The sequence below is a fragment of the Mesorhizobium sp. BH1-1-5 genome (assembly GCF_020165615.1).
Classification (GTDB): domain Bacteria; phylum Pseudomonadota; class Alphaproteobacteria; order Rhizobiales; family Rhizobiaceae; genus Mesorhizobium.
In genome coordinates this window covers 1-14,090 of the sequence record NZ_JAIUIM010000015.1, presented here as the reverse complement: position 1 = coordinate 14,090, position 14,090 = coordinate 1, and the positions used below count along the sequence as shown (strand labels likewise).

Sequence of the window (14,090 nt, the reverse complement as noted above, 5' to 3'; positions counted from 1 at the left end):
CGGTCGTTCGCCCTTTTAGGACGAACGAGAACTAAAGCAAGCCGGCTTGCGTCATCAGGTCGATGACCTTCTTGGAATTCAGTTTCGCCGGATCGACTTTCGGCGCCTGCAGATCGGCCAGGGGCACCAGCTTGGGGTTGGATTCGGCACCCTTGCCGATCGCATATTCATAGGACGTTCCGGTCTTCAGCACGTCCTGGCCACCCTTGCCGGTCACCCACTTCAGGAAGGCCTGGGCTTCCTTCGGATGCTTGCTGGAAGCCAGCACGCCGCCGCCCGACACCGAAACGAAGGCGCCCGGGTCCTGGTTCTTGAAATAGTGCAGGCCGACATTGCCGCTGTTCTCGCCGGTCTTGGCCTGATCGCCGAACCAATAATAGTGGTAGATCACGCCGCCATCGATCTCGCCGGCATTGACCGCCTTCATCACCGTCGAGTTGCCCTTGTAGGCGGTGAAATTCTCCTTCATCGCCTTCAGCCAGTCGCCGGTGGCGGTCTCGCCCTTGAGCTCAAGCAGGGCGCTGACGATGGCCTGGAAGTCGGCGCCGGACGGCGAGGCGGCCCAGCGGCCCTTCCAGCTCGGATCGGCGAGATCGAGCAGCGACTTGGGCAGCTGGTCTTCCTTCAGCTTGTCCTTGTTGTAGGCGAAGACGGTGCTGCGGGCGGCGACGCCGACCCACTTGCCGCTCGACGGCTGGTATTCCTGCGGCACCTGGGCGAGCGTATCGGCGTCGACCGGCGCGAACAGGCCGGCCGTCTCGACCAGCGCCATGGCCGGCGAGTTCTCGGTCAGGAACACGTCGGCCGGCGAGGCCGCGCCCTCGGCGGCGATCTGGTTGGAGAAGTCGCTGTCGCCGCCGTTGCGCAGCGTGACCTTGATGCCGGTTTCCTTGGTGAATCCCGCCGCCCATTCCTTGGCGAGGCTCTCATGCTGGGCATTGTAGACGATGATGCCTTGATCCTCGGCCACGGCCGGGGCGGCGATCAGGCCGAGCGCCAGCGCAGCGGCGAGGGCAATAAGGGGGGACTTCATAGGACACTCCTCGGGTCAGGGCGGATGCGTCGGAGTATCAATTCATGAGCGTGTTAGTCAACATTGGAGAGCGACACATTCATCACGCTTTCGCGCGTCAAGACGACGCTGCCGCGCGTCCCGACGACGCTGATGAAGGTATCAACCGATATGCGGGCCCGGCGGCCGCTCGTGCGGAATGCAGCCGTCTACCATCGGATGAATGGTCCAGCGCTGCTCGAGCCCCTGCTGCGTCCGTTTGGTCTCCGGATCGAAGGCGTCGTGCAGCATGGCGCACCAGGTTCGACGCAAATTCTCGCAGCGCGTCCTGAATGCCGCGCTGCCGAGGCCGTCGCGCATGTCCTGGGCCGCGAGATCGGTGGCCTCGCCCGGAGGTTTTTGCGGTACGGTCCCGGTGTCGGGAAAGTCCGGATCCCACTGAAGATAGTGCTTCGCATCGACACCGGCCGCGCCATCGAATTTGACCACCGCCATCAGCGGATGAAATTCGTGCCAACCCTTGTGATAACCGTCGTAGACATGCTCGCCGAGCACTGCGACGTGATCGCCCATCCTGATCGGGCCGAGCGCCTTGTCGCCGACATTGGCGTCCTCGACATCGCCAGGGTTGATGTTGAACAATCCTTGCAGGACCGGCTTGATCGCGCCGTAATAGGATGCCGCGCCGCCGATAGCGCCACCTATGGCCCCGCCAAGCAATCCTCCCAGGAACGATCCGATGGCGCATCCCAGGGCGCCCAGGAAGAACGAGCCTATGGCGCAGCCGACTGCCGCGCCGACGCTGGCGCCGGCCGCGGCCGCTGCTGCCGTGACGACCAGAGCCGCCGTCAGCAGGATGACGATGGCCGGCGCCCATTGGCGCATCTTGATCCAGAAGTCGCCCTCGGCCTCGCAATGCAGGCCCCAGCGCGCATGGTCGTCGGCTGGTGCGTAGCCCAGATCGTTTTTCAGGTCGTCGCGCGGAAAAAGCAGCTCGTGACCCTGGAAGCCGTCGTTGAGAATGTCGTTTGCCGGATGGGCGGCGATCTTGGCGGCGAATTCCGTGACGACCGTGCCATCGGCATTGTAGCGGTTGGCCGCCGCCAAAGCCGCCTGGTTCGTTTCGGCGTTGAGGATTTCGGTCGTCGGATGCGGCATCAGTATGACGTCGAAATACTGGTCATTGTCGAAGGCGCCGAGATCGCTGCGGAACGGGTTGTAGGACACGATGCCGACGGCGCATTTCGGATTGTCCTTGTCCAGGCAGACCAGGCGATGGTTGAGCCACTCCGCGGCGGCCTTGTCGATCGTCGCTGTGGCCGAAGCGAGATATGCGATGGCGGCGGCAAGCACCGCGCCGACCGGCCCGGCCAGAAAGCCGATGCCGGCCGCCAGTCCGGTGATGACGAGGATCTTCACCGCCTGGCCGGCCAGGAACGCCAGACGGTCGTCCTCATTGTAGGGCTTGCCTCCGGCCGGATAGAGGAAGCAGCTCGTATAGTGCTTGTAAGCCATGGGGGCGCCTCACCCTTTCGTCGCGGTCAGCGTCACGCCACCGGTCATGTCGCGCGATCCGCTCTCGCCGATCGTGAAAACGTGGACGTTGAAGGCTTTTGAACCGCGGAAGGCGGCGTCCCTCGCTTCGATCTCGACCGCCACTTCGGCCTCCTGGCGCGGCTGCAGGGAAAGCGTGTCCGGAACGATCCTGACCGACCAGTCGTCCGGAACGGGAAAATGGCCGTAAGCCTGCTCCCGCAAGGCTTTGGCCCAGCGCGCCTTGCTCTCGGCAAGCCGTGTTCGGGGTCGTTCACCAAGACCTTCGCCAGGCGGCGTTTCCGGAACGCAAGGCTGCAATTTCGGCAGGCCGTAGCAATCCGCCTCGATCAGGAAACGGCGCGCGACCGAGGCTTCGTTGCGGACGGTGAAGGCGAACTTTGCCGGCGACTGCATCTCGGCGACATTGACGTTCTTCTGACCGAGATTGTTGCCGGGGTTGGCGTCATCGCTCCAGGAAAGCTGCGCCTGGAGGCAGTAATGGCCGCCGATGGCAGGCGTGGTCCAGCTGAACTCGGCATAAGCCGGACAATCGATCGTGCCCTTGGCGCCGAGATTGACGGCGGTGCTGGCGATCGTATGGGAGACGGTCTGCGCGCCGAAGGACAGATAGGACAGAGCCACTCCCACCCCAACCGCCGGAGCATCGTAGGAGCCGTTCCAGACGCGGACGCGGACACGGTATTTATGTGCCGGCTGAAGCGCGCCGGTGACGGGCGCCGCGCCGTCGAAAATGTCGATGTCCGGATTGTCCCAGGTCACGGCTAGCCCCTGCGCCATCAGGTAGTACTGGGCATAGAGAAGCGGATCGGCGCGCTTGTAGACATCGGGCGGCAGCTGGATGCAGCAATCGCTCTGTGACGGGCTCGGCAGCTTCTGGCCCTTGACCAGCCGGCAGAGCAGCATGCGTATCGTGGCGAACAGCACCTTCAGTCCGTCGGCGAGACGCTTCCAGAAATCGGCGGCGAACAACAAAAAGGCCGCGGTTCGAACGTGTTCGACCAGTGATCCCAACATGTCGTGTTTCCCACGCTGAGAGGACGCAACGGCGATGCACTTCTCGGCAGGCGTGCCCCGCCGATTGTCTAAAATGTTATTTCTTCAGTGATTTCTGTCTTCTGTAGAAGTAGACGGCGGCGACGAGGACAATGGCTGCAATGACAATGCTGCCCTCGAAAGTTCCCGAGCCGTTGTCGGGAGAAAATCCAAAAATGCGCTCGATGAAATCCATCTTGGCCCCCCTCCGATCTTCTGACGCTACAGAAGGGTTTACCTTGCGTCAATGTGAGGTTGAGGCACACTTTTTCTCTGCCGTGGCCGACCAGGACCGACCTGCATCCGCTCGCCGTCCATCGAGCAGCAAACCACCAAATCCGCAAACTTTCGTGAGTTTGCATCAGTTTGGCTTGGACATTATTTCGCCGGCCACGTAACAAATCCGGGCCGAGACGCGAACATCGGGGGTAAACTCTTGTGACCGGCAAGGATGAGGCCGAGCTTTCCCGGCTGCTCAGAGCCGCGATCGCGGGAGATGAAAGGGCTTATGCCGACTTTCTGCACCGGATCGCCGCTCTCGTTCGCGGTTTTGTCCGGCGCAAGATCGTTCAGGGCGGGGTCGATCCCGAGGATGTCGTGCAGGAAACCTTGCTGGCCATTCATGTCAAACGCCACACCTGGCGGCCGGAGGCGCCGGTGCTGCCCTGGATCTATGCCATCGCCCGCTTCAAGCTGATCGACGCGTTCCGCCGGCGCGGGCGGCGCATCGAGGTCGAGATCGACGAGATCGCCGACACCTTCGCCGAGCCGGAGGCGGAAACGGTGAGCGAGCGCGACATCAACCGGGCGCTCGACGGCCTGCCGCCGGCGCAACGCTCGGTCGTCTCCTCGATCTCGGTCGATGGGCAGTCGATCGGCGAGACGGCGGCCAAGCTCGGCATCAGCGAGACGGCGGTGCGCGTGTCATTGCATCGCGGCCTCGCCGCGATCGCAAAAAGATTCGGACGACAGTGACATGAGGACCGAGGATCTCATCAAGGCGCTCGACGCCGATGCCCGCGACAAGGCGATGCCACTCGGCAAGGCCTGGTGGCTGGCGGTCGGCGTGGCCGTGGTGATCGCGGCGGCCGTCTTCTTTACGACCATCGGACCGCGCCCCGACATCATGCCGGCCATGCACACGATGCGCTTCATGTCGAAATTCCTGTTCACGCTGGTGCTTGCGGTCAGCGCCTTCGCGCTGATCCGCGTGCTGTCGATGCCGGGTGCTTCGACCAGGCGGGCGATGGCCTGGATGATCGCCGCACCGCTTCTGGTCGTGCTGGCCGTGATCCTCGAGCTATTTGTCGTGCCCGAGGCCGATTGGGGCAAGCGGCTCGTCGGCACGAACATGATGATCTGCATGAGCTTCATCCCACTGATCGGCATCGGCCCATTGGCGATCTTCCTCGGCATGCTGCGTTACGGCGCGCCGACCAGGCCGGTGCTTGCGGGCGCGGTCGCCGGCCTGCTCGCGGGCGGGCTCGCGGCAACCTTCTATGCCGCGCATTGCTTCGACGATTCACCGCTCTTCGTCGCCACCTGGTATACGATCGCGATCGCGTTCCTGACGCTGCTCGGTGCCATCGGCGGGCGCCTCTTCGTGCGCTGGTAGCCGCCCCACACCGATCCTTTGATACGGTTTGGAAATAGTACCTTAATCATGCCGCCAATTGTTTGCCGGTTAGCGGCGCGATCGCCGGCGTTTACGCAACCATTCCTTAAAACCGATCCGCCAGGGTTGTGGCAACGTGCAGTTGCGTGTTGGGTGGGATCGCATTGTGGCGTGGTTGAACTGGAAAAGGATCCGTGCCGACAGGCACGCTGCGCAGGGTCTGCTGGCGGTCGGTCTGGTTGCCACCGCCGCGTCGATCCTGCTGCCCCGTCTCGAATTCGGCGCCGACGCGCTGAGGCTCTGCCTGCAGGTTTTCATCGCCATCACCGCCGCGACGCTGTTCTTGTCGGCGCTGTTCATTCACCGCATCGTCGATGACCGCCGGCAGATCGCCGAGAGCGAGCAGCGCTTCCGCCGCGCCATGGAGGATTCGGCGATCGGCGTCGCCATCGTCGGCCTGGATGGGCGCATCCAGCAGGCCAATCCAGCTTTCGCCGCGATGCTTGGCTACAGCCGGGTGGAGATCGAGGCGCTGTCTTTCCCGCAAATCACGCATCCGGACGATCTCTCGATCGGCCGCGAGACGATGATGAACGTGCGGGAAGGCCGGATCAGCTCCTACCATTTCGAAAAGCGCTACCTCAGGAAAGACGGGACCGCGGTCTGGGCGCGGCTCGCCGGCTCGGTCATCCGCGACGAGGATACCGGCAAGCCGCTCTACCTGGTGTCGCAGATCGAAGACATCGACGCGCGCAAGCAGGCCGAGGCGCGCATCGCCGAGGCCGAGACAAGGTGGAATTTCGCGCTGACCAGCGCCGGACAGGGCGTCTGGAGCCTCGATATGCGCAACGGCGGCACGACCTACTCCGAAACCTGGGTAAAGATGCTGGGCTATGCGGATGGCGAGCTCGACGGCGACCCCGATCGCTGGCTGACCATGATCCACCCCGACGATCGCGAGCGCGTCGCCGAGGCGGATCGCGCGCATCTTGCCGGCGAGACGCCGTTTTTCGAAGCCGAGTTCCGGATGCGGCACAAGGACGGGTACTGGGTCTGGATCCTCGACCGCGGCAAGACGATTGAGCGCGACGGCGAGGGCCGGCTGATCCGGGCCATAGGCAGCCTGACCGACATCACCGAGCGCAAGGAAGCCGAGGCGAGGCTGATCGTTTCGGCGGCAATGCTGGCCGACGAGAAGGAGCGCCTCAGGGTGACGCTGCAGTCGATCGGCGACGCGGTGATCTGCACCGATGCCGCCAACCGCGTCACCTTCATGAACCCGGTCGCCGAAAAGCTCACCGGCGTCGAGGTCGGCGAGGCTATGGGCAAGGTGCTCGGCCATGTCTATTGGGCGGTCGACGAGGAAAGCGGGCAGAGGATCGGGCTGACGCGTCCTTCGGCGAGCGAACGTCCGCACTGCGACCAGAACACGCGTGCGGTTCTGGTGCGGCGCGACGACACGCGCTGCAGCATCCGCCAGGTGGTGTCGCCGATTATGAACGACCGCGACGAGTTCTGCGGCCTGGTCATCGTCTTCCAGGATTTCACGGATGCGCGCGCCCTGCAGCGCCAGCTGGCCTACGCCGCCGCCCATGACGCGCTGACTGGGCTCGCCAACCGCTCGAGCTTCATCCGCACCATGGAAGATCTGGTCGACCAGTGCCGCCTCAATGGCGGCGAGCACCAATTCATGTTCGTCGACCTCGACCACTTCAAGGCGGTCAACGACACCGGCGGCCATGCCGCGGGCGATGCGCTGCTCAAGCGCGTGGCCGATACACTGCGCGGCGTGCTTGGCCAGGAAGACATCGTCGCGCGGCTTGGCGGCGACGAATTCGCCGTCATCCTGAAGTCGGACGCCGCGGAGCGCGGGCCGATCGCCGCGCGCTCGATCATCGACGCCATCCGCAACCTCAATTTCAGCTGGGACGGGCGCCCGCATTCGATCGGCGCCAGCATCGGGCTTGCGCCGATCCGCGCCGGTTGCGGCGAAGTGGACGAGATCATCGCCCGCGCCGACGCTGCCTGCTACGCCGCCAAGGCAGCCGGGCGCGGCTGCGTTTCGGCGGCGCCCGACGAAGCTTCGCCCGACGATATTTCAAAACGCGGCGCGCCGCCCCTGCCACTCGCCGCGGCGTCCTAGAGCAATTCCAGGAAAAGTGTGAGCGGTTTTCCGCCCGGAATTGCGTAAAAACAAAGAGATAGGGCAGTTCGCCGTTTCCGTGAAACGGTGAAATGATCTAAGCCGCGTCGAGAGGGTTCAGCCGCAGAAGATCAGCGCGTCGGCACCGGCTGGTCGCCGCGATAGTCGTAGAAGCCACGCCCGGTCTTGCGGCCAAGCCAGCCGGCCTCGACATATTTCACCAGCAGCGGGCAGGGGCGGTATTTCGAATCCGACAGGCCCTCATGCAGCACCTGCATGATCGACAGGCAGGTGTCGAGGCCGATGAAGTCGGCGAGCTGCAGCGGCCCCATCGGATGGTTGGCGCCGAGCCGCATGGCGGTGTCGATGGCATCGACCGTGCCGACGCCCTCATAGAGCGTGTAGATCGCCTCGTTGATCATCGGCAAAAGGATGCGGTTGACGATGAAGGCCGGGAAATCCTCCGAGACGGTGATGGTCTTGTCGAGGTGCTTCACATAGGTCTTGGCCGCCTCGAAGGTCTGGTCCTCGGTGGCGATGCCACGCACCAGCTCGACCAGCTTCATCACCGGCACCGGGTTCATGAAATGTATGCCGATGAAGCGCTCGGGACGATCGGTCTGGGCGGCGAGCCGGGTGATCGAGATGGACGAGGTGTTGGTCGCCAGAATCGCTTCCGGATTGAGCTGCGGGCAGAGCTGCGCGTAGATCTTGCGCTTGACCGTCTCGTCCTCGGTCGCCGCTTCGATCACAAGGTCGGCGGCGGCGAGGTCGGCCATGGTCGGGGCGGCCGAGATGCGAGCCATCGCTTCGTTGCGAGCCTTCTCCTCCAATTTGCCGGAACCAACCTGGCGGGCCATGTTGCCGCTGACGGTGGCGATGCCCTTCTCGATCCGGTCGGGCGACACGTCGTGAATAAGGACCTTGTAGCCACCCAGCGCCGAGACATGGGCGATACCGCCACCCATCTGACCCGCGCCGACAATGCCGATCGTCTCGATCTTGCTCATTACCCCGATCCCGTCCGGAACAGTTCCGCTTCCTTGAAGCGCGGAAACGCTCCTATTTGTTTATTTCCCGCAATCCGGAAGCAAAACCGCCGGAATGACTTCAGGCCTTGATGGCCCGCTTTTTGTGCAGTGCAAACTAAAAGGGCGGGGCGACTTCGTCTACCCCACCCTTCGGATTTTAATATGCCAGAACGGACGGCGTCAAAGCGCCTTTTGCAGCTCCGGCAGGATGACGAAGAGATCGCCGACCAGGCCGTAGTCGGCAACCTGGAAGATCGGGGCTTCCTCGTCCTTGTTGATGGCGACGATGACCTTGGAGTCCTTCATGCCGGCCAGGTGCTGGATGGCGCCGGAGATGCCGACGGCGATGTAGAGGTCGGGCGCGACGACCTTGCCGGTCTGGCCGACCTGCCAGTCGTTCGGCGCGTATCCGGCGTCGACCGCGGCGCGGGAGGCGCCGACCGCGGCGCCGAGCTTGTCGGCAACCGGCAGGATGACTTCCTGGAACTTCTCCGAGGAGCCGAGCGCGCGGCCGCCCGAGATGATGATCTTGGCCGACGTCAGTTCCGGACGGTCATTCTCGGAAAGCTTGTTCTCGACGAAGGAGGAGAGGCCGGGATTGGCGGCGGCGCTGGCCGTTTCGACCGAGGCCGAGCCGCCTTCCGGCGCCGCCGAGAAGGAAGCGGTGCGTACGGTGACGACCTTCTTGGCGTCGGTCGACTGCACGGTCTGAATGGCGTTGCCGGCATAGATCGGCCGCTTGAAGGTGTCGGGTGAGACCACTTCGATGATCTCGGAGACCTGCGCGACGTCGAGCAGTGCCGCGACGCGGGGCGCGATGTTCTTGCCGGCGGAGGTCGCCGGCGCGACGATCGTGTCGTAGCCGCCTGCAAGCGAGACGACGAGAGCCGCGGTCGGCTCGGCGAGGCGTTCCGAAAGCTCGTCGGCTTCGGCCAGAAGCACCTTGCGCACGCCCTTCAGCTTGGCGGCAGCATCGGCCGCAGCCTTGGCGCCCTTGCCGGCCACCAGCACGTCGACATCCGAGCCGATCTGGAGGGCCGCCGACAGCGCCTTGGCCGTCTGGTCGGAAAGGCTCGCATTGTCGTGTTCGGCGATGAGGAGAATTGCCATTTTCTTGATCCTTTCCTGACCGCTTAGAGCACGCCGGCTTCGTTCTTGAGCTTCTCGACCAGCTCGGCGACGCTCTTGACCTTGACGCCAGCCTTGCGGCCGCTCGGCTCCTCGGTCTTGATGACCTTGAGGCGCGGCTTGACGTCGGCGCCGTAGTCGGCCGGGCTCTTCTCGTCGAGCGGCTTCTTCTTGGCCTTCATGATGTTGGGCAGCGAGGCGTAGCGCGGCTGGTTGAGGCGAAGGTCGGCGGTGACGATCACCGGCATCTTCAACTCGACCGTCTGCAGGCCGCCGTCGACTTCGCGCGTCACCTTGGCCTTGTCGCCGGCGAGCTCGACCTTGGAGGCGAAAGTGCCCTGGGCCCAGCCCAGAAGCGCGGCCAGCATCTGGCCGGTCTGGTTCGAATCGTCGTCGATCGCCTGCTTGCCGAGGATGACAAGGCCCGGCTTCTCGGCCTCGACCACGCCCTTCAGCACCTTGGCGACGCCGAGCGGCTCGGTCTGCTCGTCGGTCTTGACCAGGATGGCGCGGTCGGCGCCCATGGCGAGCGCGGTGCGCAGCGTTTCCTGCGCCTGCTGCGGACCGATCGAGACGACGATGATCTCTTCCGCCTTGCCGGCTTCCTTGATGCGGATCGCTTCCTCGACCGCGATCTCGTCGAACGGGTTCATCGCCATCTTGACGTTGGCAAGCTCAACGCCCAGTCCGTCGGCTTTCACCCGGACCTTGACGTTGGCGTCCACAACCCGCTTAACGGGCACAAGGATCTTCATTTTCCTGTCACCTCTCCTGAGATAGTCGGGGCGCTATAGCAGCGTGCGCCCTGTCAGAGTTGTCGAAAGCCGACATTACGGACGGAATATCCGCCCAGCGGTGCCGTTTCCGTAGTGGCGGCAAATCGGCGCGTCAATATCCCATGACGCACCCAAATCGGTTCAGTCCCGGGGCGTTGCTGCTCCACGGCCCCATTGCGAGGTCGGCTGCGCCGGATCGCCAGCGGCCGGCTCGGCAGGAACAGGCGGCTGTTGGACGTTGGGCGTCGGGTCCGGCTCGCCGTCTGCGCCGGCCAGCAGCGGCACGCCGCGGCTGCGCAGCACCAGCACCAAGACCGACCCGGCGATGATACCGCCGATGTGGCAGGCCCAGGAGATCTGGTCTTCGCCGGCGGCGGCAAACATCACGACCTGGAACAGGATCCACAGGATCAGCGGGATGAAGGCCGGGATGCGCAGCGGAATACGGGCAAAGGCCAGCACCCAGACCTTCACGCGCGGATAGAGGATCAGATAGGCGGCGACGACGCCGGCGATGGCGCCCGAGGCGCCGATCAGGGGCACCTGCGAATCCCACGCCACCAACCCTTGGAAGAAGGCGCCGGCTACGGCGCAGGCGAGATAGAAGATCAGATAGCGTATGTGGCCGAGCGCATCCTCGACATTGTCGCCGAACACCCAAAGAAACAGCATGTTGCCGCCGAGATGGAAGATGTCGGCATGCAGGAACGAGTAGGTGAGGTAGCTGAGGCTCTCGGGGATGACGACGAATTCGGGCGACAGCTCGACCTTGTCGTGGACCACCGACGGGATGAAGCCCAGGCCGAGAACCGCGGCATTGGTGAAATTTTCACCGCCAAGCGTGGTCGCCAGATAGACAAGCACATTCGCCGCGATCAGGCCGATCGTCACATATTGCAGGCGGATGTGACGCAGCCTGTTGGTGTCGTAAAGCGGGATGAACATCGGACCCTCCCGCCTCCGGATTCAGCGGTTCTTGCCGGGAACCCATAGCACGTCGGCCTTTCCATTGTCATTGACCGCACGGGCGGCGACGAACAGGAAATCCGAGACGCGGTTGATGTATTTGAGGGCCTCGCGGTTGACATGCTCGGCCGGATCCTGCGCCAGGGCCACCATGAGCCGCTCGGCGCGCCGCGCCACGGTGCGGGCCAGATGGAGCGCCGCCGCGGCCGGCGTGCCGCCGTTTAGCACGAAGGATTTCAGCGGCCGCAGATCCTTGTTGAGCGCGTCGATGTCCTGCTCGACGCGGCCGGTCTGCGCGGCGACGATGCGCAGCGGCTCGTATTCCAGCGGCTTGCCGTCATCGGGCACCGCGAGGTCGGCTCCCAGGTCGAACAGATCGTTCTGGATGCGCGACAGCATGGCGTCGATCGCCGGATGCTCGGCGGCGGTGTGGAGGCGGGCCATGCCGATGCAGGCATTGGCCTCGTCGACGGTGCCGTAGGCGTCGACGCGCAGGTCGGATTTCAGCCGCCGCTCGCCGGTGCCGAGCCCTGTCGTGCCGTCGTCGCCGGTGCGGGTGTAGATCTTGTTGAGCTTGACCACGCGATCCCCCTCGATCGATTTTTGCGCAATTCCGGCCGGAAAACCGCCCCGCATTTTCCTGGAATTGCCGAGCCTGCGCTATTTGCGCGTGAAATAGACCACCAGCAACAGCAGCGCCAAGGCCACGGCCTGCAGCATGATGCGCGCCTGCATCAGCTTGTTCGAGGTCATGCCGGAACCGCCGCGCATCATGTTGATCAGGCCGCGGACCAGCACGATCACCACAGCGGCCATGGCGATGACGGCGAGGATCTTCAAGGTGATGAGCATCTGGCTGGCTCCGGTTCAGGTTCGGTCAGGCGCGCCTGGCGAGCACGCGGTAGAGCAGGGAGGCTGGCAGGACGCGTTTCAGCGCCACGCCGATCTTAGCCGGCACCGTTACCACATAGTGCGGGCGCGGGCGCTGTGACAGAAGCGCGTGGCGGAGCGCCCTGTGCACGATCTCCGGGCCCGGCTTCAGCTTCGACACGCTGCCGCCTGCCTGAAGCCTTGCGAGCTGCGCCTGATAGTCGGCGCGGTGGACGGAGTTTTCGACGTCGATATTCCTGAGGAACCAGGGCAGGCCGTTGCTGGCGATCTTCGATATCACCGGTCCCGGTTCGATGAGCGAAAGGTGGATGCCGCTGCCTTCGAGCTCCTGGCGCATGCACAGCATCAGGCCTTCGATGGCGTGCTTGGAGGCCGAATAGGCGCCGCGGAAGCGGACCGGAGCCAGCCCGAGGATCGAGGAGCAGTGGACGAGCCGGCCGTGCCCCTGGCGGCGCATGACCGGCACGACGCGCCGGGTGAGGTCGTGCCAGCCGAAGAAATTGGCCTCGAACTGCTCGCGAAGCGCCGCGACCGGCAGGTCCTCGACGGCGCCGGGCTGGGCATAGGCGCCGTTGTTGAAGAGCGCGTCAAGCGTGCCGCCGGTCCGTTCCAGCACCGCATCGACCAGGGCCGCGATGGATTCGAGCTCGCGATAGTCGAGGTAGAAGGCCTCCAGACCGTCGGCCTCGAGGGCCGCGATGTCGGCCGGCTTGCGTGCCGTGGCGAAGACCCGCCAGCCTTCCGCCTTCAACGCCCGCGCGCAATAGGCGCCGATGCCGGAGGAAGCTCCGGTGACGATGACGGTGCGCAACTGTTTGGTCGCGGGGCGCGTTGTGGGACCTGGGGTTGCCATTTGCCGCAATCACTTCCCATATTCGCGGCGTTGACACAATCGAGCGGAGCGCGGGCCCTTGCTGCGGAATATCGTTGCCCTCAAGCGCGTGCTCTACGATGCGATAGGCCATTTCAACACCGATGACGGCTGGGCGATGGCCAGCCATCTGGCGATCACCTCGCTGATGGCGTTGTTTCCGTTCCTGATCTTCGCCACCACGCTTGCCAGCTTCCTCGGCGCTCGCGCTTTCGCCGACACCGCCGTGCATCTGGTCTTCGACACATGGCCGGAGCAGATCGCCAAGCCGATCGCGCATGAGGTGCAGAACGTGCTCACCGTGCGGCGCACCGACCTTCTGACCTATGGCGTGCTGCTGGCGGCCTATTTCGCCTCCAACGGCATCGAGGCGCTGCGCACGTCGCTCAACCGCGCCTACCGGGTCACCGAGACGCGCGGCATCATCCACCGCAGGGTGCAGAGCATCATCTTCGTCCTGATCGCCACCGCCTGCTTCCTCGCCGTCAGCGTGCTTCTGGTGTTCGCGCCGCTCTTGGCGCGGCTGGCGGAAGCGCATCTGGAATGGATCAAGCCCTATATGGGAACGATCACCATCTGGCGCTACGTGGTCGCCTCGACGGTCATCGTCATCGGGCTGTTCTCGGTGCATATCTGGCTGCCGGCCGGCAAACGCCGCTTCGTCTCGATCATACCGGGCATCGTCTTCACGCTGATCGCCTGGCTGGTCGGGTCGACGATCTTCGCCACCTATCTCGACCATTTCTCGTCCTATGTGACGACCTATGCCGGGCTCGCCTCGATCATGATCGCTGTCGTGTTCCTCTACATCATCTCGGCGATCTTCATTCTCGGCGGCGAGCTCAACGCCTCGATCAGCCGCTATCTGGAAGCGCGTGCGCGGGTTGGGTGAGTGGGCGCCGGGTAGAGGAACAGAGGAACAGAGGAACTGAAGAATTGAAGAATTGAAGAATTGAAGAAGGAAAACGTCAGTTGCCGCCTTTTTCCTCAGTTCCTCAGTTCCTCAGTTCCTCAGTTCCTCAGTTCCTCAGTTCCTCAGTTCCTCAGTTCCTCAGTTCCTCAGTTCCT

General features: G+C 64.1%; 15 protein-coding genes. 4 read left to right on the top strand and 11 right to left on the bottom strand.

Annotated features, from left to right (window positions below; genetic code table 11):
- Positions 1-31: 31 nt before the first annotated feature.
- From LB572_RS20260 to LB572_RS20245, 4 genes are all read right to left on the bottom strand, one after another.
- The gene (locus LB572_RS20260) at positions 32-1,033 is read right to left on the bottom strand and encodes an iron ABC transporter substrate-binding protein (protein WP_224668940.1); all 1,002 of its coding nucleotides are present in this window, start codon (positions 1,031-1,033) and stop codon (positions 32-34) included.
- A 141-nt stretch (positions 1,034-1,174) separates the two neighbouring features.
- The gene (locus LB572_RS20255) at positions 1,175-2,527 is read right to left on the bottom strand and encodes a hypothetical protein (RefSeq protein ID WP_224668939.1); all 1,353 of its coding nucleotides are present in this window, start codon (positions 2,525-2,527) and stop codon (positions 1,175-1,177) included.
- A gap of 9 nt (positions 2,528-2,536) precedes the next feature.
- Entirely contained in the window at positions 2,537-3,583 is a 1,047-nt protein-coding gene (locus LB572_RS20250; protein WP_224668938.1) for a hypothetical protein, read from the bottom strand.
- A 76-nt stretch (positions 3,584-3,659) separates the two neighbouring features.
- A complete protein-coding gene (locus LB572_RS20245) occupies positions 3,660-3,797 on the bottom strand; it encodes a hypothetical protein (protein ID WP_181179847.1) in 138 nt (45 codons plus the stop codon).
- Positions 3,798-4,039: 242 nt separating this feature from the next.
- On the opposite strand from LB572_RS20245, the gene LB572_RS20240 reads away from it, so the two are divergent.
- The 3 genes from LB572_RS20240 (at position 4,040) to LB572_RS20230 (ending at position 7,359) form a co-directional block, all read left to right on the top strand.
- Positions 4,040-4,576 (top strand): sigma-70 family RNA polymerase sigma factor, encoded by a 537-nt coding sequence (locus LB572_RS20240; RefSeq protein ID WP_140808774.1) that lies wholly within the window; start codon positions 4,040-4,042, stop codon positions 4,574-4,576.
- A 1-nt stretch (position 4,577) separates the two neighbouring features.
- The gene (locus tag LB572_RS20235) at positions 4,578-5,216 is read left to right on the top strand and encodes an NrsF family protein (protein ID WP_140808772.1); all 639 of its coding nucleotides are present in this window, start codon (positions 4,578-4,580) and stop codon (positions 5,214-5,216) included.
- Between the two features lie 166 nt (positions 5,217-5,382).
- Positions 5,383-7,359: a PAS domain S-box protein gene (locus LB572_RS20230; RefSeq protein ID WP_224668937.1), complete on the top strand. Its 1,977-nt coding sequence runs from the start codon at positions 5,383-5,385 to the stop codon at positions 7,357-7,359.
- A 131-nt stretch (positions 7,360-7,490) separates the two neighbouring features.
- Here LB572_RS20230 and LB572_RS20225 read toward each other — a convergent pair whose 3' ends face one another.
- The 7 genes from LB572_RS20225 to LB572_RS20195 all read right to left on the bottom strand — a co-directional run bounded on the left by LB572_RS20225 (position 7,491) and on the right by LB572_RS20195 (position 13,004).
- Entirely contained in the window at positions 7,491-8,369 is an 879-nt protein-coding gene (locus LB572_RS20225; RefSeq protein ID WP_224668936.1) for a 3-hydroxybutyryl-CoA dehydrogenase, read from the bottom strand.
- 201 nt (positions 8,370-8,570) lie between these two features.
- The gene (locus tag LB572_RS20220) at positions 8,571-9,500 is read right to left on the bottom strand and encodes an electron transfer flavoprotein subunit alpha/FixB family protein (protein WP_140809378.1); all 930 of its coding nucleotides are present in this window, start codon (positions 9,498-9,500) and stop codon (positions 8,571-8,573) included.
- A 23-nt stretch (positions 9,501-9,523) separates the two neighbouring features.
- Positions 9,524-10,273 (bottom strand): electron transfer flavoprotein subunit beta/FixA family protein, encoded by a 750-nt coding sequence (locus tag LB572_RS20215; protein WP_140809376.1) that lies wholly within the window; start codon positions 10,271-10,273, stop codon positions 9,524-9,526.
- Between the two features lie 162 nt (positions 10,274-10,435).
- Positions 10,436-11,239, bottom strand: a complete 804-nt coding sequence (locus LB572_RS20210; RefSeq protein WP_140809374.1) for a rhomboid family intramembrane serine protease — start codon at positions 11,237-11,239, stop codon at positions 10,436-10,438.
- 21 nt (positions 11,240-11,260) lie between these two features.
- The gene (locus tag LB572_RS20205) at positions 11,261-11,842 is read right to left on the bottom strand and encodes a cob(I)yrinic acid a,c-diamide adenosyltransferase (protein ID WP_224668935.1); all 582 of its coding nucleotides are present in this window, start codon (positions 11,840-11,842) and stop codon (positions 11,261-11,263) included.
- A gap of 78 nt (positions 11,843-11,920) precedes the next feature.
- Entirely contained in the window at positions 11,921-12,112 is a 192-nt protein-coding gene (locus tag LB572_RS20200) for a twin transmembrane helix small protein (RefSeq protein WP_140809370.1), read from the bottom strand.
- A 25-nt stretch (positions 12,113-12,137) separates the two neighbouring features.
- Entirely contained in the window at positions 12,138-13,004 is an 867-nt protein-coding gene (locus LB572_RS20195; protein WP_224668934.1) for an SDR family oxidoreductase, read from the bottom strand.
- A 58-nt stretch (positions 13,005-13,062) separates the two neighbouring features.
- Here LB572_RS20195 and LB572_RS20190 point away from each other — a divergent pair, with 58 nt between their 5' ends.
- Entirely contained in the window at positions 13,063-13,914 is an 852-nt protein-coding gene (locus LB572_RS20190) for a YihY/virulence factor BrkB family protein (RefSeq protein WP_140809366.1), read from the top strand.
- Positions 13,915-14,090: the final 176 nt, after the last annotated feature.

Excerpts from the sequence above, each read along its gene's own strand:
- LB572_RS20260 (WP_224668940.1), bottom strand. The coding sequence starts at position 1,033 with ATGAAGTCCCCCCTTATTGCCCTCGCCGCTGCGCTGGCGCTCGGCCTG.
- LB572_RS20255 (WP_224668939.1), bottom strand. The coding sequence starts at position 2,527 with ATGGCTTACAAGCACTATACGAGCTGCTTCCTCTATCCGGCCGGAGGC.
- LB572_RS20250 (WP_224668938.1), bottom strand. The coding sequence starts at position 3,583 with ATGTTGGGATCACTGGTCGAACACGTTCGAACCGCGGCCTTTTTGTTG.
- LB572_RS20245 (WP_181179847.1), bottom strand. The coding sequence starts at position 3,797 with ATGGATTTCATCGAGCGCATTTTTGGATTTTCTCCCGACAACGGCTCG.
- LB572_RS20235 (WP_140808772.1), top strand. The coding sequence starts at position 4,578 with ATGAGGACCGAGGATCTCATCAAGGCGCTCGACGCCGATGCCCGCGAC.
- LB572_RS20225 (WP_224668936.1), bottom strand. The coding sequence starts at position 8,369 with ATGAGCAAGATCGAGACGATCGGCATTGTCGGCGCGGGTCAGATGGGT.
- LB572_RS20220 (WP_140809378.1), bottom strand. The coding sequence starts at position 9,500 with ATGGCAATTCTCCTCATCGCCGAACACGACAATGCGAGCCTTTCCGAC.
- LB572_RS20215 (WP_140809376.1), bottom strand. The coding sequence starts at position 10,273 with ATGAAGATCCTTGTGCCCGTTAAGCGGGTTGTGGACGCCAACGTCAAG.
- LB572_RS20210 (WP_140809374.1), bottom strand. The coding sequence starts at position 11,239 with ATGTTCATCCCGCTTTACGACACCAACAGGCTGCGTCACATCCGCCTG.
- LB572_RS20200 (WP_140809370.1), bottom strand. The coding sequence starts at position 12,112 with ATGCTCATCACCTTGAAGATCCTCGCCGTCATCGCCATGGCCGCTGTG.
- LB572_RS20195 (WP_224668934.1), bottom strand. The coding sequence starts at position 13,004 with ATGGCAACCCCAGGTCCCACAACGCGCCCCGCGACCAAACAGTTGCGC.